Here is an 18,055-nt window from a genome sequence, read left to right as displayed (position 1 = left end):
TTCACTGATCCAGGTACGCGAACGGGGTCTCGCCGCCCACCGCGCGCTGGCCGACCGAGACGCGGGGCCGGGTGCCGGCCGGGAAATAGACGTCGACCCGCGAGCCGAATCGGATCAGCCCGTAGGTCTCACCGAGCGCCAGCGAGTCCCCGACCGTCGGCTCGCACACGATCCGCCGCGCGATGAGACCGGCGATCTGCACGACCGCCAGCTCGGGGCCGGGCGCGCCGCCTGCGGCGGTGGTGCGGATGGTCATCGTGGTGCGCTCGTTGTCGCGACTGGCCTCGGGGAGGTCGGCGGAGACGAACGCGCCCGGCGTGTGGGTCACGGCGGTCACCGTGCCCGCGATCGGCACGCGCTGCACGTGGACGTCGAAGATCGACAGGAAGGTCGAGACCCGGGGCAGCGGCTGCGTGCCCAGACCGGACTCGGCGGGCGGGACGGCCTCGTCGACCAGGGCGATGGTGCCGTCCGCGGGCGCGACCACCACCCCGGGCTCGGTGGGCGGGACCCGCTTCGGGTGCCGGAAGAAGGCCGCGCACGCCCCGGCGGTCAGAGCGGCCGGCCGGGCGATCCAGCGGTGCCTGCGACCCAGCAGGGCAACGGCGGCCGGAGCGGCGACGAACGGCACGCCCGCCGGATGGACGGGGGGGATGGTCTCTCGGGCCAGATCGAGAAAATGGGCGACACGGCCGGTGTCACCGGAGCCGTCCGGACGCGGACGTCGGGCCACGATCAACCTCCTATGGCCTGTGTCCAGGCCGGGTACTCGGTGCGCACCGCATCGCCGGGTGCCTCGGCGTCCACTCTAGAGCGCTGCCCCCGCGGGCCTCGTCGTCAGCGCAGGACCAGCACTTCCACCAGCGTTCCGGCCTCGACTGACTCGACGTCGGCGGGGATGTCGATCAGTGCGTCGGCCTCGGCCAGGTAGCGCAGGTGATGGGAGGCGGGTGGGCCGATCGGATCGACCCCGACGGCTCCGTCGAGGTGCCCCGCGTCGAGTACGCCGCGCAGGAACTGTCGTTTGCCGCGAGGTGAGCGGATGTCGGCGCCGAGGCGGGCCTCGACCCGCTCCCGGTCGGCCGGCAGGGCCATCGCGGCGCGCAGGGCCGGCCGGATGAAGACCTCGAACGACACGAGCGCACTGACGGGGTTGCCCGGCAGGGTGATGATCGGTACCCGCGTCCCACGCGTCGAGGGGAAGTGGCCGCAGCCCTGGGGCATTCCCGGCTGCATCGCGACCTTCACGAACTCGACGGTCCCCGTCGCCGACAGTGCGTCCTTGACCACCTCGAAGGCGCCGGCGCTGACGCCGCCGGAGGTGATGATCAGATCGGCGTCGTCGGCGACCTCGTCGAGCCGCGCGGCGAAGTCCGCGGTGTTGTCGGGAACGAAGTGGAGGTGACGACCGATCGCGCCGGCCTCGGTGACCGCGGCGGTCAGCATGGCGCCGTTGGACTCGTAGATCTGACCGTGGCGCAACGGTTTTCCGAGCTCCACGAGTTCGGAACCGGTGGACAGCACGACGACGCGCAATCGTCGGGCGACGGCGACCTCGGCGATGCCCAGTGCCGCCAGCAAGCCGATCTGCGGCGCGCCGATCACCGTGCCGGCCGGCAGCGCGCGGGTGCCGAACTCGATGTCGGAGCCCCCGCGCCGGATGTGCTTGCCCCGCTCGGGCGCCGCGGTGAAGGTGACCGTCGGCGCGGCGGCCACCGGCCCGACCACGGCGTCGGTCAGTTCGACCGGGACGACCGCATCGGCGCCCGCGGGCATCGGGGCGCCGGTCATGATGCGGTGTGCGGTCCCCGGTTCGAGCGTCAGGTCGTCGGTGCGGCCGGCGGGGATGTCCGCGGCGACCGGCAAGGTGACCGGTGAATCGGTGCTCGCGTCCGCGAGATCGGCGGCGCGCACGGCGAATCCGTCCATCGCGGAGTTGTCGAAGCCGGGCAGGGACAGCGGGGCGTCGACATCGGTGAACGTGGCGAGGCCCAGCGATTGCGGCACTGCGACCGTCGACGGTTCGGGCGCGCCGAACAAGGCCGCGACGACGCGCTGATGCTCTACGACGGTACGCATGGGCTCAGCATGCCAGGTGCCGCCGCGGGCGCTGCCGCGGTCCCGGCAGGTGGCCGGGCCTGTCCTGCGACGCAGCTGCCCGAGGACTACATTCGTGCGCATGGCGCTGGGTCTGCTGCTCGACATCGACGGGGTGATGGTCACCTCGTGGCGGGCGCTGCCGGGCGCGGTGGAGGCGATCGCCGAACTCGCCGATCAGGGCATCCCACGGATGTTCCTGACCAACACGACGTCCCGGTCGCGCGGGGAGATCGCCGAGGCGCTGAACGAATGCGGTTTCGAGGTGGAGTCGGACGAGATCCTGTCGGCGGCCAAGCTGACCGCCGAACACGTCGCCGCGGCGTATCCGGGCAAGCGGGTATGGGTGCTCAACGAGGGGCCGATCGCCGAGGACATGACCGGCGTGGAGCTGACCGACGATCCGGCCTCGGCCGAGGTGGTGGTACTCGGCGGCGCCGGTTCGGTGTTCACCCACGCGGCATTGTCGAAGGTCCTGGAGATGCTGCTCGACGGCATCCCGGTGATCGCGATGCACCGGTCGATGACCTGGTCGACGTCGGCCGGTCTGAGCATTGACACCGGGGTGTACCTCGAGGGCCTCGAAAAGGCCTCGGGCGCAAAGATCAAGGCGATCGGCAAGCCCTCGCCGGTCGGTTTCCGGGCGGCCACCGAGATCCTGGGTCTCGAGCCGACGCAGGTGGTCATGGTCGGCGACGACATGCACAACGACGTCCTGGGAGCCCAGGCCGCGGCGCTGATCGGGGTGCTGGTGCGCACCGGCAAGTTCCGCGAGGAGGCGCTGCATGCGTTGCAGCGTGACGAGTTCGGGCCCTACCCCGACCACATCATCGACTCGGTGGCCGACCTCCCCGAGCTCATCAACAAGCTCAGCGGAACCTGATCCCCGCGCCCTGAGGAGCGAGCTTGCGAGCGTCCCCCGCTCCCTGAGGAGCGAGCTTGCGAGCGTCCCCCGCTCCCTGAGGAGCGAGCTTGCGAGCGTCCCCCGCTCCCTGAGGAGCGAGCTCGCGAGCGTCTCGAAGGGTCAGTTGGACTCGGCGGCGCGCTTGATCTTGCCGAGCGTCTCGGCCATCCCGAGCTTGAGTTCCTCTTCGAACGAGTCGGCCCCACCGAAGAGCTTGTCCACGAGCACCGACGAGACCTTGGTGGTCGATCCGTTGACCTCACGGCGCTCGGTGACCGTGACGCCGGCGTCCTTCGGGGTGATGGTGTAGCTCCAGATGGTGTGGTTCTCCGCGACCCGGAAACCGAGTTCCTGGTTGGGGGTGAAGCGCACGACCTTGGAGGTGGTCGGCCACACCAGCGGGCCCCGGCGGTTGATGTTGATGGTCTTGGTCCCCAACCCGACGGTGCCGCCGCGGATGATCATCTTCTTGCACTGGGGGCTCCACTCGCCCATGCGCTTGAGATCGGAGATCACCGACCACACCTGCTCGGGGGTGGCGTCGATGTCGATGGATTCCTCGATGAGTGCTGCGGTCATGGTCGCTCACCCTATGGGCTTGTTGGCCGAGGGTCAATAAGCATGTTCGGGTGCGTGAGTCAACCCCGGAAAACGCGTGGACCAGCGGTGTCGCCCCGAACTCAGACCAGCAGGGTCATCCCGATGACGGCGCCCACGGCGACGAACACCGCGGCCGTGATCCACCCCGCGGGATGCTCGTCGGCGGCCCTCCGGCCGGTGTCGAGGGAGTCGGGAGCGTCGTCGGCGCCCGGCGCCCCGTCGAACAGCAGGGTCCCGAGCTTGCCGGGCGTGAGCCAGTCGATCAGTACGAACGACCACATCATGACCGCGATCGTGAGCACCGAGTACGCCGCGGTGTAGAGCAGCGCACGCCACAGCTCCAGGAGCTCGGTGTCGACGACCGAGCAGACCAGCACGATCGCGAGACCGATGACCATCGACGTGGTCAGCAGCACCGCGTTGCGGTTGTGTTCGATCCACACCAGCTGCCGCAGCCGGCCGGGCGTCACCAGGTCGAGTGCCGCGAATCCCAGGATGAGCAGGGCGATGCCGACCAGGCTGAACGACGCGCCCGCGGCCAGATTGTCCCGCAGCAGTTCCATCCGGTTCCCTCTCGCCTCACGACACCGTCAGCGGGCGGCCGCCCGACAACGACTTCAGCGAAGGTCCGTACGCGGGAAGCGCAGAAGGACCTTCGCTGAAGGACAGTAGCCGGGGCACAGCCCCCGCAGCACCCCTCCGGAGCGTGTCCGGGGGAGATCGGCGTGTCAGCCGACGCTGAGCATGTCGTAGGAGTCGACGTTCTCCGCCAGGCGGGTCACATGGTCCGACGCGTCGCCGAGGGTGTGGCTGATCGCGGTCAGTCGGCTCACGTAGTGGGCGATGGGGTACTCGGCGGTCATGCCGATACCGCCGTGCATCTGGATCGCTTCCTGGCCGACCAGACGCGCGGACCGGCAGATCTGCAGCTTCGCCCGCGACGCGATGATCGGGTCGGCGATGCCGTCGGCGAGCGCCGAAGTCGCATACAGGCTCAGGCTGCGCGCCAGTTCGAGCTGGACGTACATGTCGGCGGCCCGGTGGGTGAGCGCCTGGAACGACGACAGGGTGACGCCGAACTGCTTGCGCGACTTGAGGTATTCGACGGTGAGATCGAGGCTGCGCTCCATCGCGCCGACGGCCTCCGCGCACAGCGCCGTCTGGATGCCGACCTCCGCATCGGCGATCGTCTGCGAGGCGTCGCCGTCGCCGAGGCGCGTGGCCTTGGCATCGGTGAACTCGATCTGCGCACCGCGCCGACGATCGTGGGTCCGGTAGGGGGTGCGGGTGACGCCCTCGGCGTCGGCGTCGATGAGGTAGAGGCCGACGCCCTTGTCGTCGCGGGCCGACACGATCAGCTTGGCTGCGCAATCGCCGTGTCCGACAAGGCTCTTGGTTCCGTTCAGGATGCCGTCGGCCGACGCGGTGGTCTCGACCCGGGCCTCCGGCCACCGGTCACCGGGCTCGGTGTGGGCGAAAGCCATCAGGAGTTCGCCGGATGCCAGTGCGGTCCGCAGCTCGGCGCGGGTCGCGTCGTCGGCGAGGCCGAGGAGTGAGCCGGGGACGAGGACCGAGTCGAGGTAGGGCTCCGGAGCCAGTGCGCGGCCGAGTTCGGTCATCACACTGGTGAATTCGACGGGCCCGGCATCCATGCCGCCCTCGTTCTCCGGGAAGGTGAGGCCGAGGATGCCGATCTCGGCCAGCGACTTCCACACCTTCTCGCTCCAGCCGAGATCGGTGTCGGTGACCTTGCGCAGCGTCTCGACGTCGTAGGTCTTGGTGAGGACTTCGCGAACGGTGTCGCGCAGCATCCCCTGCTCTTCGGAAAGCTCGAAATCCATGGTGTTCCTTAGGTGAAGGTCGGTAAGAGTCGTGGCCGGGGCTCAGAGGCCCAGGACGGCCTTGTCGATGATCTGGCGCTGCACTTCCGACGAGCCGCCGTAGATCGTGACCTTGCGGTAGTTGAGGTAGGTCGGTGCGGCGAGCTGGGCCCACTCGGGGGCGCTCACCTCCGCGCTGCCGTTGGGTGCCGACGCATCGAGCTGGGCGACCGGGAGCGAGTCGGGGCCGGCGATGTCGGCGAGCAGCTCCATCGCGGCCTGCTGCAGCTGGCTGCCGGTGAGCTTGAGCAACGACGACGCCGGGTTCGGCTTGCCGTCGGCCGACGACGCGGCGACACGCAGCTGGGTCAGCTCGAGCGCGAGCAGTTCGTTCTCGACCTCGGCCAGACGCGCGGCGAACAGCGGTTCGTCGAGCAGCGTGCCCTTGGCGGTCCGGGTCTGCTTGGCGAGTTCCTTGGCGCGCGCGAGCTTGGCCTTGGTGTAACCGACGCGGGCGATGCCGTTGCGCTCGTTGCCGAGCAGGAACTTGGCCTGCGTCCAGCCGCTGTTCTCCTCGCCGACCATGTTCTCGGCGGGTACGCGGACGTCGTTGAAGAAGACCTCGTTGACCTCGTAGCTGCCGTCGATGAGCTGGATCGGGCGGATCTCGACGCCCGGGGTGTCCATCGGGAACAGGAACATGCTGATGCCGGCCTGCTTCTTGACATCGGGGTTCGTGCGCGCGAGGCAGAAGATCCAATCGGCGAACTGGCCGAGCGTGGTCCACGTCTTCTGTCCGTTGATGACGTAGTCGTCGCCATCGCGAACCGCGCGGGTCTTGAGCGAGGCCAGGTCCGAACCGGCCTCGGGCTCGGAGAAGCCCTGGCACCACCAGATGTCGAGGTTCGCGGTCTTGGCGAGGAAGCGTTCCTTCATCTCGTCGGACCCGAACTGGGCGATGACCGGACCGATCATGCCGACGTTGAAAGGGAGCATGTCGGGGACGAACGCGAGGCTCATCTCCTCGCGGTAGATGTGGTGCTGGATCGGGGTCCAGTCCTTGCCGCCGTACTCCGCGGGCCAGCTCGGGGTGGCCACACCGTGCTCGTTGAGGATGCGCGTCGTGGTGACGAGGTCCTCCGGGTAGTTGAGTTTGCCCTCTTCGCACCGCTTGCGAACGTCTTCGGGGACCTTGGCGAAGATTCCGCGCAACTCCTCGCGGAAGGCCTCTTCTTCAGGACTGAATGTCAGCTGCATGGGTTCTTCTCTACTCCTGTCGAGGGTGTCCGTACTCCGGGCGGTGTGGCCGAACCGGGGACCTCTGCCGTGTGCCTCCCGGCTGGGGAGACCCAGCCGGTTCACGAATGACTAAGCGCTTGCTTAGTGATAGGTTGCACTATGCCGCGCGGGCCGGAGGCTGTCAATCACGGGTCCGTTGCGATGACCAGTCCGACCGTTTCGAGAGGGTGACGATGGGCCCGTCCGCCGATCCGGCGTCGCAAACGCGGCCGATGGCCGCTCGGGCCCGGCTCCTGCGTGCCGCCGTCGAGGCGTTCGCCGCGAAGGGGTTCAACGGCACCACCACGAGGGACATCGCCAACGGTGCGCAGATGAGCTCAGCAGCGGTCTACGTGCACTTCCGCTCCAAGGAGGAGCTGCTGTTCGAGATCTCGGACGCGGGGCACCGTGCCATTCTCGCGGCGATCGACGACGCCGACGATCCGTCGGCGTCGCCCGGTGACCGGCTGCGGGCGATCGTCCACGCGTTCACCGAGCACCACGCGCGCGAACACGTGGGGGGTCGGGTGGTGAACTACGAGCTGAACGCGCTCGCGCCCGACCATCTCGGCACCGTGATGGCCATGCGCCGCGAGATCACCCGGCGGGTGCGCGCGATCGTCGACGCCGGCATCGGCAACGGGGACTTCGCCGTTGCCGATTCGCTCGCCACCACCAACGCGATGCTGTCCATGGGTATCGACGTCGCGCGGTGGTATCGCGACGGGGGTTCGCTCTCGCCCGAGGAGATGGGGGACTTCTACGCGGAGCTGGCCACTCGGATGGTCGGGTGGCGACCGACCGTCGCGGAGTGACTCAGCCCTTGCATGCCGGTTCCGGTTGCGCCGCAGCGTCTTCGGCGGAATCGCGGACTGCTGTCGTCGCCCGGCGGCGCATCGTCACCGCGAATGTCGCCGCGATCATCACCATCGCGAGGACATAGCCGACGTAACCGATGATGGTGTCGCGCAAGCCGATGTGCGACACGACGATTCCGGCGATCACGGCCGGGACGCTGAAGGCGAGGTAGCTCGCCACGAACACCGACGAGAAGACCTGACCGCGCTGGGCGGGCGGGGTCGCGGCGGTGATGTTGTCCATCGCGGAGAGGAAGGTGGCGGCCCAGCCCGAGCCGGCCACGATCGAGCCGACGATGTAGAGAGGCAGGGATTCCGCCAGGACCCCGGCCAGTGAGATCACCACACCGGCGGCGAGTGCGGGGAGACCGTATGCCGCCTTGACCGTCGACGGGCGATCGGTGATGAACAGGGACGTGAGGGCCGCGCAGGCGAAGAAGACGAACAGGATTGCGCCCGCCGCGCCGTGGTTGTCCACGCCGAAGACGCGGGAGACGACCGACGAGCCGAGGGAGAGATACAGGCCGCCGAGGGACCAGGTGGCGACGAGCGCGGGGACGGATGCCAGGAACACCGTGCGGACCTCGCGGGGCACGCGCACCTGCGGCGCGAGCGTGCCCGCCAGGTGTCGTCGGGAGTCGAAGCCGATCCGTTCGCGTGTCTCCGGGACGACGAGCAGGGCGATCAACAGCGCGGCGAACAGGCCGAGGATGATCTCGTAGATGAGGACGCGGGGCGCGGGTGCGTATTCGACGAGCACACCGGCCACGGCGACGCCGCTCGCCAGGCCGATCGCCGGTGCCGCGCCGACGATCGTCGAACCGATCCGAGCCGAGGGCTGCAGATCGACCGTTGTCGCGGTCAACGTGCCCATCGCCGCCCCGGTGGCCAGTCCTTGGAGGGCGCGGGCGGCGAGCAGCGTGCCGACGTCCTGGGCGACGACGAACAGCACCATGCTCGCTATGAGCAGGACGAGCGCGACGGCGAGAACGGGCCGCCGGCCGACATGATCGGAAAGAGACCCGACCGTGAGGAGGCTCAACAGCATGGTGAGCACGTACACCGCGAACACCAGCGTCAGCGTGAGCGCGGAGAACCCCCAGAGTTCCTGGTAGACGGGATACAGCGGTGACGGTGCCGCGGACGCGAACAGGACCATCATGTAGGTGGCCGCGATCAGCCAGAACGCGCGATGGGGGTGAAGTGGCGCCACGAGGTCTCCTTAAAGCAAACAGAGTTGCATTCAGAAACTAGCCCGGACTGTGTTCCAAAAGCAATCAGCTTTGCAATAATGGCGTCCATGACGACCGCCCGCACTTCCGACGAGCCGACTCCTGGCGGCCCCGCCGCGCCGACCCGGCGTCCCGGTGGTCGCAGCGCGCGCGTGCAATCGGCGGTCTACACGGCTGTCGGTCAGCTCGTCGGCGCCGGACGCCGCGAGACGATGACGATCCCGGAGGTCGCCGAACTCGCCGGGGTCAACCCGACCAGCATCTATCGACGGTGGCGGTCGATCGACGCACTGCTCGGCGAGGTGGCGGTCGCGGCGCTGACGCAGGGCGAACCGCTGCCCGACACCGGCACCCTTGCCGGGGATCTCGCGGAGTGGGCGCAGATCATCGCCGCCGACATCGCGCGTCCCAAGCGCCGGGCCTACCTGCGCGCCATGGTCGCGGCCCGCGAGGACATCGTCGAGGTCTGCCCCTGCTGGGAGATCAGGCGAGAGCACGCCGAGCAGATGATCGCGCGGGCGCAGGAGCGCGGTGAACCCACGCCGTCCGTGCGCCAGGTGCTCGATCACGTGATCGCCCCGCTGTACCACCACGCGGTGTTCGGGCTCGCCCTCGACGCCGATCACGCCTCGGACCTCGTGGGTGACGTCTTGTCGATGATCGGGGTTGCGCCGAGACGGTAGGGTCCGGGCATGAAACACGTCCACGCGTTCACCGACGACGCACTCGGCGAGCACGACGCGGTCGGCATCGCCGACGCGATCTCCTCTGGCCAGATCTCCGCGGCGGAAGCGGTCGAGGCCGCCATCGCCCGCATCGACACCGTCAACCCGCATCTCAACGCGATCGCCTTCGACGATCGCGAGCGCGCTCGGAAGCGTGCCGTCGACAACGACTTCCCGCTGGGATCGTTCATCGGGGTGCCGTCGATCATCAAGAACAACACCGACTTCGCGGGACTGCCGACCCGCCATGGTTCGGCGGCGGTGCCGCCGCGGCCGGCCGCGGCCAACGAGGCCTTCACCAATCAGTTCCTGTCCAGCGGGGTGAACGTCGTCGGGGCGTCGACGATGCCCGCCTTCGGGCTGACCTCGACGACGGAATTCGTCGACCGCGAGCCGACGCGCAATCCGTGGGACACCGACTATTCCTCGGGTGGTTCGTCGGGTGGTTCGGCGGCGCTCGTCGCCGCCGGTGCGCTACCGATCGCGCACGCGAACGACGGTGGCGGGTCGATCCGGATCCCTGCCGCCATCTGTGGTCTGGTGGGGCTCAAGCCGAGTCGCGGGCGGGTCGAGTCGTCGAAGGAGACGCGGGACGCTCCGATCGACCTGGTGTCCAACGGCATCGTCAGTCGCTCGGTGCGGGACACGGCGCGCTTCCTCGCCGACACACAGGGTTTCCGGCCCGCACCCGGGATGCCGCCGATCGGTGTGGTCGACGGTCCGGGCACCAAGCGGTTGAAGATCGCACTGATCACCGAGCCGCTGACCGGGGCGCTGCTCGACCGCGAGACCCAACGGTGCGTTGCCGAGGCCGCCGAACTCGTCGAGTCGCTGGGGCACCGCACCGAGATGGTGCCGTTGCCGGTCGATCGCGACTACGTCCGGGACTTCATCGACTACTGGTCATTGCTGGCCCTGGCGCTGGACCGGTTCGGAAAGCGGGTCGTCGACAAGGGCTTCGACCGCTCGCAGGTCGACTCCTTAACCCGCGGGTTGTCGCGGAGCGCCCTCCGGCACTTCTACCGGCTCCCCGGCGCGGTTCGCGGGCTGAAGAAGTCGACCGCCACGATCCGGGGTCTGCACGACACCTTCGACGTGATCCTCACCCCGACCGTCGTCCATACAACTCCCGAGATCGGATACCTCGATCCGGCAATCGAATTCGACGAGGCGATGGACCGGCTGACGAAGTTCATCGCGTTCACCCCGGCCAACAACACCGCGGGCACCCCGGCGATCAGTTTGCCACTCGGACAGACGGAGTCGGGTATGCCGGTGGGCATCCACTTCGCCGCCGACCTCGGCCAGGAGCGCACCCTCCTCGAATTGGCCTTCGAACTCGAAGCCGCCAAGCCGTTCGCGCGGATCCAGGACGCCTGAGTCCCGGGGTTGATTGTGTTCCCGCGGTTCCGTTTCCGTTCCGCTTATTGGATCCGATAAGCGCGGCGGAAACCGCGCCGCGGGAAGGACCCACACCAACGACAGACGCACCACCGAAGATCGGTGGTGCGTCTGTCGTTGCGGATTGAGCGCGAGTGGCCTAGTGCTGCACGGCCTTCTCGGCACCGATGCCGGTGAGGGACCGAACTTCCATCTCCGCGTTGCGTTCCGGGGTGCCGTTGTCCGATGGGGTCGTCAGCGTGCCGACGATGCCGAGGACGAAGGCCAGCGGGATCGAGATGATGCCGGGGTTGGCCAACGGGAACCAGGCGAAGTCGGCGCCGGAGATCATGGCGGTCGACGACCCGGAGACGGCGGGGGAGAAGATGATCAGCACGATCGTGGAGATCAGGCCGCCGTACATGCTCCACAGGGCGCCGCGGGTGTTGAAGCGCTTCCAGTAGAGCGAGTAGACGATCGTCGGCAGGTTCGCGGCCGCGGCGATCGCGAAGGCCAGCGCCACCAGGAAGGCGATGTTCTGACCGTTGGCGAGGATGCCGAGGACAATGCTGACGATGCCGAGGACGACGACCGTGTACCGCGAGACGCGGACCTGGTCGGCCTCACTTGCCTTGTTGCGCTTGATCACCGAGGCGTAGATGTCGTGGGCGAAGGACGCCGACGCGGTGATGGCGAGGCCGGCGACCACGGCGAGGATCGTCGCGAAGGCGACCGCCGAGATGATGCCCAGGAGGACGACGCCGCCGAGCTCGAATGCCAACAGCGGTGCGGCGGAGTTCTGTCCGCCCGCGGCGTCGAGGATCTTGTCCGGGCCGACCAGGGCGGCCGCTCCGTAACCGAGGACCAGGGTGAACAGGTAGAAGGCGCCGATCAGGGCGATGGCCCAGACCACCGACTTGCGAGCCTCCTTGGCGGTCGGCACGGTGTAGAAGCGCATCAGCACGTGGGGCAGGCCCGCGGTGCCGAGGACGAGTGCGATGGCGAGCGAGATGAAGTTGATCTGGCTCGTCAGCGATCCGCCGTACTGGGCACCGGGTGCGAGAACGTCACGCGCGGCGACCTTCTCGCTGGTCGAGTCGGTGACCGCGTCCTGTGCCGCACCGAGGATCGACGACAGGTTCATGCCGAACTTGGCCAGGACGATGAAGGTCATGATGCCGGCGCCCGCGATGAGCAGGACGGCCTTGATGATCTGCACCCAGGTGGTGCCCTTCATGCCGCCGATGAGCACGTAGACGATCATGAGCGCACCGACGACGGCGATGACGATGGACTGGCCGAGGCGTCCTTCGATGTCGAGGAGCAGCGCGACCAGGCCGCCGGCGCCGGCCATCTGGGCGAGCAGGTAGAACAGCGACACCGCGAGGGTCGAGATCGCCGCGGCCAGACGGACCGGGCGTTGCTTGAGGCGGAAGCTCAGGACGTCGGCCATCGTGAACTTGCCGGTGTTGCGCAACAATTCGGCCACCAGCAGCAGGGCGACCAGCCACGCGACGAGGAATCCGATGGAGTAGAGGAAGCCGTCGTAGCCGTAGACCGCGATGGCGCCCGCGATGCCGAGGAAGCTGGCCGCCGACAGGTAGTCGCCGGCGATCGCGATGCCGTTCTGGGGTCCGGAGAAGCCGCGGCCGCCGGTGAAGAAGTCGGCGGCGGTGTTGTTGTTCTTGCTGGCCTTGATGACCACGAACATCGTGACCGCGACGAAGGCGGCGAAGATGGCGATGTTGGCGACGGGGCTGCCGACGGTCGCCGCGAGGACGGTCACATCGGAGGTGGGCACAGTGGTGTTCACAGCGAGGGTCCGCCTTCCATCTCGTTGCGGATCGCCTCGGCCTTCGGGTCGAGGTTGCGATTGGCGAAGCGTACGTACATGCCGGTGATGACGAAGGTGCTGACGAACTGCAACAGACCGAGGATCAGACCGAGGTTGATGTTGCCCCAGACCTGGGTCGCCATGAAGTCATGCGCGAAGGCGCCGAGCAGCACGTAGAGGGCGTACCAGATCAGGAAGAACGCGGTCAGCGGGAAGACGAACTTCCGCAGCGTCCGCCGCAGCTCCTGGAACTCCGGACTGGCCTGCATCTCGATGAATTCTTCGCCGGTCGGCGCGTGTGGCGCCGGTGGTGGTTGGTCGACGGTCGACACGGTTCCTCCCAGGGTGACGTGGCCACATGTGTGATGGCTCTGCGAGAGTCAGCCTGAATGAGGTGCAGGTCACAGGCAATCACGTGGCGTGGGTCACACGCCGAAGCCCGCGGTCCGTGCGCCGGACGGTCGGTGAGATCCGACGAACGGCGAGCGGTCACCTGTCCGATCGGTCATCCGCCACCCGTCCGGGTGTGCGGTCCAGCCCCATCCCGACGCGCTCCGGCACATGCATCCGTGCGAATGTCCGGGCCAGATCGGCCGGTATCCGACGGCGGGTCATCCGGCTGACCAGCACCATCGTGCCGAACGCGAGCGGCACCGTGATCGCGGCCGGATAGCCGATCACCACCGCGAGCCACCCGCCCAGCACGTCGTCGTCGACGACCCCGGCGATCGCCAGCATCGTCGCCGACCCCGACGCCGCGCCGCCGACGAGGAGTCCGGCGATGGCGCCGACGGCCGTCAGACCGCGCCACCAGATCCCCAGGACCAGCAAGGGGCACAGTGTCGACGCGGCGACCGCGAACACCAATCCGACGGTCCGGGACAGTTCCAGGGAGGCAGCCGCCAGGGACAGGCCGATGGGGATGAGTCCCCCGATGACCGCAGCCACCCGGAAATCGCGGACGCGGCCGCGCAACAGATCGGTGGCGAGCGCACCGGCGACCGACACGAGAAGTCCCGACGACGTGGCGAGGAACGCCGCGATCGCCCCCGCCGCGACGAGCGCGGCCAGGATCTGGCCGGCGATCCCACCGACCGCGGCACTCGGCAACAGCAGGACCGCCGCGTCGGCGGTACCCGTGATCAGCAGTTCGGGGACGTAGAGCCGGGCGAAGACCCCCAGCAGGATCGGGAACAGATAGAACAGCGAGAGCAACGCGATGACGGCCAGTGCCGTCCGCCGGGCCGACCGCCCGTCGGGATTGGTGTAGAAGCGCACCAGGACATGCGGTAGACCCATCACGCCGAGGAACGTCGCGATGATCAGCGACAGCACCTGGTAGAGGGGATGACTGCCGCCGAAACCGCCGCCCGGTGCGATCCAGTCCGCGTTCTGCGTCGGTGCGCCCGCGACGACGGGGGTGGCCGCGCCGGCGTCGAGGAAGATCGTGGAACCCGCGGAGATCACATGCGGTCCGGTGGTGGCCACCGGCGCGTCGTCGACGACGACTCCGTCCAGCGTCCCGGTGACCCGGACGCCTGCGGTCTCGGCGACGGTGACCGACACGTCGGTGGTCACGTCGACGGTGGTCGCGGTGGTGATGCGCGGCGGCGCGGCTTCCCCGACGGGCGCGGGGTCCTGGGCGAAGACGCCGATCAGCACGAGCGCGGGGACCGCGATCGCGGTCAGTTTGAGCCAGTACTGGAACGCCTGCACGAAGGTGATCGACCGCATGCCGCCGCCGACGACGTTCACGATCACGATGAGGCCGACGCCCACCACCCCGGCCCACACGGGAGCGCCGAGCAGGATGTTGAGGGTGAGTCCCGCGCCCTGGAACTGGGGGATGAGGTAGAGGACGCAGACGACGACCACGACCAGCATCGCGGTCTTCCGGACGGTGGTGGAGGCGAGGCGGAACTCGGCGAAGTCGGGCACGGTGTACGCCCCGGAACGACGCAGCGGCGCAGCGACGAACAGCAACAGCCCGAGGTACCCGGCGGTGAACCCGACCGGATACCAGAGGGCGTCGGCGCCGTACTTCGCGATGAGCCCGGCCACGCCGAGAAAAGATGCCGCCGAGAGGTATTCGCCGGAGACCGCGGCGGCGTTCCAGCGCGAGCCGACGCTCCGCGAGGCGACCAGGAAGTCGGAGGTGGTGCGCGAGAACCGGCCGCCCCAGGCGCCGACCACGATCGTGGCGATGGCGGCGGCGAACAGCCCGACCGCGGTGAGGACGTGGACCTCGGTGGTCACGGCGCGCCTTCGTCGGACACATCGTCATCGACGAGGCCCATGAAGTCGCGTTCGGCCTGTTCGGCGAGATGGACGTAGAGCCGACCGGCGAGGTAGAGGACCGGGAAGGCGACGAGCCCCAGCACCAGCCAGATCAGACGGATACCGAAGATCTCGGCGTCGGCAATGCCCGGAAACAGCCAGGCGGCAACGGGTATGGCCATGGCGACGGCGAGCAGGGCGCCGCCGAGCCGGAGGCCGAGACCGAGCTGGGCGCGCATGAGGCCCCGGACGAGGGCGTCGCCGACCTCGGTCTGTTCTTGGACCTCGACGCGGGTGCGCACCATCCGTGCCCCGCGGCGTGAGGCGAGCACGACCCGTTCCCGCTGGGGTGGGTGTTCAGCCATCGTCGCGGCCGGCGGGGGAACGGTACTGGCGCAGTGGGTCCCGGATGAGACGGTCCTTCAGTTCGCGGACCTGACGCCGGCTCACGGGTAGTTCGACGGCGTCCGAGGCGCCGTTGGCCCGCACGCACACCACGGTGCCGCCGCCGACGCTGCGCAGGCCGGTCACCATCGGCAGCGCGACGAGGTAGGACCGATGTACGCGCGCGAAACCGGTTTCTTGCCAGCGTGATTCGAGGGTCGACAACGGGATGCGCACGAGGTGGGCGCCCGAGTCGGCGTGCAGGCGGGCGTAGTCGCCGACGGCCTCGACCCAGGAGATCGAGTCGCGCCGGACGAGCGAGGTCACGCCGCTCATCTCCACCGGGATGACCTCGTCCGTACCGGTGCGACGCTCGGGACGAGCCGCCGGCTGGGCGGGTTCGGGCGCGCGTTCCCGACTGTCGAGGCTGGCGCGGACCCGCTCGACCGCCTGGGTGAGACGTTGTTCGCGAAGGGGTTTGAGCAGGTAGTCGACGGCCCCGACCTCGAACGCGTCGACCGCCCGGTCGTCGTGGGCGGTGACGAACACGATCGCCGGGGGCGAGGCGTATTTCGCGAGCACGCCGGCGAGTTCGAGTCCCGAGAGGCCGGGCATGTTGATGTCGAGGAAGATCGCGTCGATGCGGTGCTCGTTGAGTTCGCGGAGGGCGCCGGTGGCGTCGGAGGCCGAGTGGACCTCGGCGACGTCGTCCTGCCGGTTCAACAGGTAACCGAGCTCGTCGAGAGCTGGTGGTTCGTCGTCGACCGCGAGTACCACCAGTGCGGTCATGGAACACCTCCCGCCTCGACGACAGACCGCAGTTTACCGCCCCGGTCTTCCGGCGCCCGCCGGAACCGTGCCGTGCGTTGTCACGCCCGGATGCCGGCGCGGAACTTCGGGACACGCATCCCGACCTTGGTGCCGGCGCCGACCGCCGTCTCGACGACGAGCCCGTAGTCGTTGCCGAACGCGGCGCGGAGCCGATGGTCGACGTTGGTCAGGCCCACGTGGGCACCCTCGCTGTGATCGAGGGCGTCCAGCGCGCCGCTGCGCAGGAGTTCGGGTTCCATGCCCACGCCGTCGTCCTCGACGGTGATGACGCAGTCGGTGCCCTCGTCGGCCGCGACGATCGTGATGGTGCCCCCGCCCTTCGACGCCAAGCCGTGTCGCACGGCGTTCTCGACGAGCGGTTGCAGGGCGAGGAACGGTACGACGACGTTCAGGACCTCGGGCGCGACATGCAGTCTGACGTCGAGTGCGTTGCCGAAGCGGGCGCGTTCGAGCGTCAGGTAGCGGTCGATGTTGCGCAATTCGTCGGCGAGAACCGTGTATTCACCGGCCGCGCGGAAGGAGTACCGGGTGAAGTCGGCGAAGTCGAGGACGAGTTCGCGCGCCCGGTCGGGGTCGGTCCGCACGAACGAGGCGATGGTGTTGAGCGCGTTGTAGATGAAGTGCGGACTGATCTGCGCGCGGAGCGCGAGGACCTCGGCGCGGTTGAGCCGTGCGCGTGAGGCGTCGAGGTCGGCGAGTTCGATCTGGCTCGACGCGTACCGCGCGACTTCGGCGATGGCGCCGAGCATTCCGGGGCCGGGCCGTCGCGTGGTGGCGACCACCAGGACCCCGACCCCGACATCGTCGGCGACGAGGGGCTGGGCCACCAGCGCGCGTACCGGCGACTCGGCCCCACTGGGGTCGGTGAGCAGTACGCGCCGGAGGTCGCCGAGCGCCGAGGCCGCCGCGCGGTCGGCATGCGCGAGCATCTCGTCGTCCCAGATGTCGTCGCCCTCGGGCAGATGGGCGAGGCGGCTCGGCTCACCGTCGTAGAGCGCAACCGCCTCGGCGGCGGTGAGCGTGTGCAGGTGGGGCAATGCCTCACGTGCGGATTCCGCCGACAGTCCGGTTCGCAGGGAGCGCGCGGCGAGGGACGCGGTGTGCAGTGCCAGGTGGACCGCCCGCTCGGCCGGGGTTCGTACGACGCGCCGGGTGCGGATCAGCACCACGACGCCTGCACATGCCAGCACCCCGAGGAGGACGAGAGCGATCGTCACGCCGCTAGACATCGGCGCCCCGATCGGCGTCCGCGGTGTGCGGCAACGACGACACGGCGAGATCGATCAGGGTGTGTCGGTCGGCGTGCCACTTGTCGGGGGGCAGGTGACCGTGGGTGTCCAGGTCGGTGAGGCCGTGGGCGGTCGCGAACAGCAGGGCTGCGTGGTGTCGCGCGGCGTCGGCGCCGACGATGCGGCTCACGAGGAACACCAGGCGGTCCTGCGCACGCGCGGCGGCCGGGATCGCCGGCGCGCCCACCGGTGTCGCGAACATGAGCCGGTACAGGTGCGGCCGACCCAGTCCGAGGTCGGACAGTGCGTGCAGCCCCGATCGCACGGCGTCCTCGGCCGGCAGGTCCGGGTCGGTCGCGATGACATCGAGTCCGTCCGCGACGACTGCCCAGGCCTCCGCGGCCACTGCTGCCAACAACTCGTCCTTTCCGTCGAAGTGACGGTAGGCGGCGGAGCGGGAAACCCCTGCGCCGCTGCCGACTTCGCGGAGAGTCACCGCGTCGGGTCCGCCGCGGTCGAGGAGTGTCGACGCCGCCGCCAGCAGCGCCTGGCGGGTGTGTGCCGCGCTTTCCGCCCTGGTGGTCATCGCTCCACCCTACAGTTGACA

At 69.0% G+C, this 18,055-nt stretch carries 18 protein-coding genes; 4 read left to right on the top strand and 14 right to left on the bottom strand.

Annotated features, from left to right (window positions below):
• Position 1: 1 nt before the first annotated feature.
• Complete coding sequence (locus AB4Z55_RS24815) at positions 2–733, bottom strand: phosphatidylserine decarboxylase (RefSeq protein ID WP_369520835.1); 732 nt, start codon at positions 731–733, stop codon at positions 2–4.
• 104 nt (positions 734–837) lie between these two features.
• Entirely contained in the window at positions 838–2,079 is a 1,242-nt protein-coding gene (glp, locus tag AB4Z55_RS24810) for a gephyrin-like molybdotransferase Glp (protein ID WP_369520834.1), read from the bottom strand.
• 100 nt (positions 2,080–2,179) lie between these two features.
• On the opposite strand from glp, the gene AB4Z55_RS24805 reads away from it, so the two are divergent.
• Complete coding sequence (locus AB4Z55_RS24805; RefSeq protein WP_239401801.1) at positions 2,180–2,980, top strand: HAD-IIA family hydrolase; 801 nt, start codon at positions 2,180–2,182, stop codon at positions 2,978–2,980.
• A 141-nt stretch (positions 2,981–3,121) separates the two neighbouring features.
• Here AB4Z55_RS24805 and AB4Z55_RS24800 read toward each other — a convergent pair whose 3' ends face one another.
• The 4 genes from AB4Z55_RS24800 to AB4Z55_RS24785 all read right to left on the bottom strand — a co-directional run bounded on the left by AB4Z55_RS24800 (position 3,122) and on the right by AB4Z55_RS24785 (position 6,678).
• Complete coding sequence (locus AB4Z55_RS24800; protein WP_004022833.1) at positions 3,122–3,580, bottom strand: SRPBCC family protein; 459 nt, start codon at positions 3,578–3,580, stop codon at positions 3,122–3,124.
• A gap of 101 nt (positions 3,581–3,681) precedes the next feature.
• Positions 3,682–4,164 (bottom strand): DUF350 domain-containing protein, encoded by a 483-nt coding sequence (locus AB4Z55_RS24795; protein WP_369520833.1) that lies wholly within the window; start codon positions 4,162–4,164, stop codon positions 3,682–3,684.
• 165 nt (positions 4,165–4,329) lie between these two features.
• Positions 4,330–5,442: an acyl-CoA dehydrogenase family protein gene (locus tag AB4Z55_RS24790; RefSeq protein WP_369520832.1), complete on the bottom strand. Its 1,113-nt coding sequence runs from the start codon at positions 5,440–5,442 to the stop codon at positions 4,330–4,332.
• Between the two features lie 42 nt (positions 5,443–5,484).
• A complete protein-coding gene (locus AB4Z55_RS24785) occupies positions 5,485–6,678 on the bottom strand; it encodes an acyl-CoA dehydrogenase family protein (protein ID WP_239401795.1) in 1,194 nt (397 codons plus the stop codon).
• Between the two features lie 215 nt (positions 6,679–6,893).
• Between AB4Z55_RS24785 and AB4Z55_RS24780 the strand changes: the two genes are divergently transcribed.
• Positions 6,894–7,514 (top strand): TetR/AcrR family transcriptional regulator, encoded by a 621-nt coding sequence (locus AB4Z55_RS24780; protein ID WP_004022837.1) that lies wholly within the window; start codon positions 6,894–6,896, stop codon positions 7,512–7,514.
• Between the two features lies 1 nt (position 7,515).
• Here the strand turns inward: AB4Z55_RS24780 and AB4Z55_RS24775 are convergent, their stop codons facing one another.
• Complete coding sequence (locus AB4Z55_RS24775; protein WP_369520831.1) at positions 7,516–8,769, bottom strand: MFS transporter; 1,254 nt, start codon at positions 8,767–8,769, stop codon at positions 7,516–7,518.
• 87 nt (positions 8,770–8,856) lie between these two features.
• On the opposite strand from AB4Z55_RS24775, the gene AB4Z55_RS24770 reads away from it, so the two are divergent.
• Together AB4Z55_RS24770 and AB4Z55_RS24765 are read left to right on the top strand one after the other, a co-directional pair.
• Positions 8,857–9,471, top strand: coding sequence for a TetR/AcrR family transcriptional regulator C-terminal ligand-binding domain-containing protein (locus AB4Z55_RS24770; protein ID WP_369520830.1), 615 nt, complete (start codon positions 8,857–8,859; stop codon positions 9,469–9,471).
• 9 nt (positions 9,472–9,480) lie between these two features.
• Positions 9,481–10,893 (top strand): amidase, encoded by a 1,413-nt coding sequence (locus tag AB4Z55_RS24765; protein WP_369520829.1) that lies wholly within the window; start codon positions 9,481–9,483, stop codon positions 10,891–10,893.
• Between the two features lie 160 nt (positions 10,894–11,053).
• Here the strand turns inward: AB4Z55_RS24765 and AB4Z55_RS24760 are convergent, their stop codons facing one another.
• The 7 genes from AB4Z55_RS24760 to AB4Z55_RS24730 all read right to left on the bottom strand — a co-directional run bounded on the left by AB4Z55_RS24760 (position 11,054) and on the right by AB4Z55_RS24730 (position 18,034).
• Positions 11,054–12,706: a cation acetate symporter gene (locus AB4Z55_RS24760; protein ID WP_239403426.1), complete on the bottom strand. Its 1,653-nt coding sequence runs from the start codon at positions 12,704–12,706 to the stop codon at positions 11,054–11,056.
• Positions 12,703–13,059, bottom strand: coding sequence for a DUF485 domain-containing protein (locus tag AB4Z55_RS24755; protein ID WP_033206154.1), 357 nt, complete (start codon positions 13,057–13,059; stop codon positions 12,703–12,705). Before AB4Z55_RS24755 ends, AB4Z55_RS24760 begins: the two co-directional genes overlap by 4 nt.
• 157 nt (positions 13,060–13,216) lie before the next feature.
• Positions 13,217–14,983 (bottom strand): cation acetate symporter, encoded by a 1,767-nt coding sequence (locus AB4Z55_RS24750; RefSeq protein ID WP_369520828.1) that lies wholly within the window; start codon positions 14,981–14,983, stop codon positions 13,217–13,219.
• Positions 14,980–15,369 carry a hypothetical protein gene (locus AB4Z55_RS24745; RefSeq protein ID WP_004022844.1) on the bottom strand — a complete coding sequence of 130 codons (390 nt, stop codon included), beginning with the start codon at positions 15,367–15,369 and terminating at the stop codon, positions 14,980–14,982. Before AB4Z55_RS24745 ends, AB4Z55_RS24750 begins: the two co-directional genes overlap by 4 nt.
• Positions 15,362–16,177: a LytTR family DNA-binding domain-containing protein gene (locus AB4Z55_RS24740; RefSeq protein ID WP_101823014.1), complete on the bottom strand. Its 816-nt coding sequence runs from the start codon at positions 16,175–16,177 to the stop codon at positions 15,362–15,364. The genes AB4Z55_RS24745 and AB4Z55_RS24740 overlap by 8 nt, the downstream gene beginning before the upstream one ends.
• Before the next feature lie 80 nt (positions 16,178–16,257).
• Positions 16,258–17,448 carry a sensor histidine kinase gene (locus AB4Z55_RS24735; RefSeq protein WP_101823012.1) on the bottom strand — a complete coding sequence of 397 codons (1,191 nt, stop codon included), beginning with the start codon at positions 17,446–17,448 and terminating at the stop codon, positions 16,258–16,260.
• On the bottom strand, positions 17,441–18,034 hold the full coding sequence (locus AB4Z55_RS24730; RefSeq protein WP_101823010.1) for a TetR/AcrR family transcriptional regulator: 594 nt from the start codon (positions 18,032–18,034) through the stop codon (positions 17,441–17,443). The genes AB4Z55_RS24735 and AB4Z55_RS24730 overlap by 8 nt, the downstream gene beginning before the upstream one ends.
• Positions 18,035–18,055: the final 21 nt, after the last annotated feature.

Origin of the sequence: Gordonia sp. ABKF26 (assembly GCF_041103195.1) — a bacterium.
Taxonomy (GTDB): domain Bacteria; phylum Actinomycetota; class Actinomycetes; order Mycobacteriales; family Mycobacteriaceae; genus Gordonia; species Gordonia terrae.
Note: the sequence above shows the minus strand (reverse complement) of the source record. Positions and strands in the feature narration are given on the sequence as shown.

Bases quoted from the DNA above. Each gene is read 5' to 3' on its own strand.
- AB4Z55_RS24800 (WP_004022833.1), bottom strand. From the start codon at position 3,580: ATGACCGCAGCACTCATCGAGGAATCCATCGACATCGACGCCACCCCC.
- AB4Z55_RS24805 (WP_239401801.1), top strand. From the start codon at position 2,180: ATGGCGCTGGGTCTGCTGCTCGACATCGACGGGGTGATGGTCACCTCG.
- AB4Z55_RS24735 (WP_101823012.1), bottom strand. From the start codon at position 17,448: ATGTCTAGCGGCGTGACGATCGCTCTCGTCCTCCTCGGGGTGCTGGCA.
- AB4Z55_RS24780 (WP_004022837.1), top strand. From the start codon at position 6,894: ATGGGCCCGTCCGCCGATCCGGCGTCGCAAACGCGGCCGATGGCCGCT.
- AB4Z55_RS24740 (WP_101823014.1), bottom strand. From the start codon at position 16,177: ATGACCGCACTGGTGGTACTCGCGGTCGACGACGAACCACCAGCTCTC.
- AB4Z55_RS24730 (WP_101823010.1), bottom strand. From the start codon at position 18,034: ATGACCACCAGGGCGGAAAGCGCGGCACACACCCGCCAGGCGCTGCTG.
- AB4Z55_RS24765 (WP_369520829.1), top strand. From the start codon at position 9,481: ATGAAACACGTCCACGCGTTCACCGACGACGCACTCGGCGAGCACGAC.
- AB4Z55_RS24795 (WP_369520833.1), bottom strand. From the start codon at position 4,164: ATGGAACTGCTGCGGGACAATCTGGCCGCGGGCGCGTCGTTCAGCCTG.
- AB4Z55_RS24785 (WP_239401795.1), bottom strand. From the start codon at position 6,678: ATGCAGCTGACATTCAGTCCTGAAGAAGAGGCCTTCCGCGAGGAGTTG.
- AB4Z55_RS24770 (WP_369520830.1), top strand. From the start codon at position 8,857: ATGACGACCGCCCGCACTTCCGACGAGCCGACTCCTGGCGGCCCCGCC.
- AB4Z55_RS24745 (WP_004022844.1), bottom strand. From the start codon at position 15,369: ATGGCTGAACACCCACCCCAGCGGGAACGGGTCGTGCTCGCCTCACGC.
- AB4Z55_RS24790 (WP_369520832.1), bottom strand. From the start codon at position 5,442: ATGGATTTCGAGCTTTCCGAAGAGCAGGGGATGCTGCGCGACACCGTT.
- glp (WP_369520834.1), bottom strand. From the start codon at position 2,079: ATGCGTACCGTCGTAGAGCATCAGCGCGTCGTCGCGGCCTTGTTCGGC.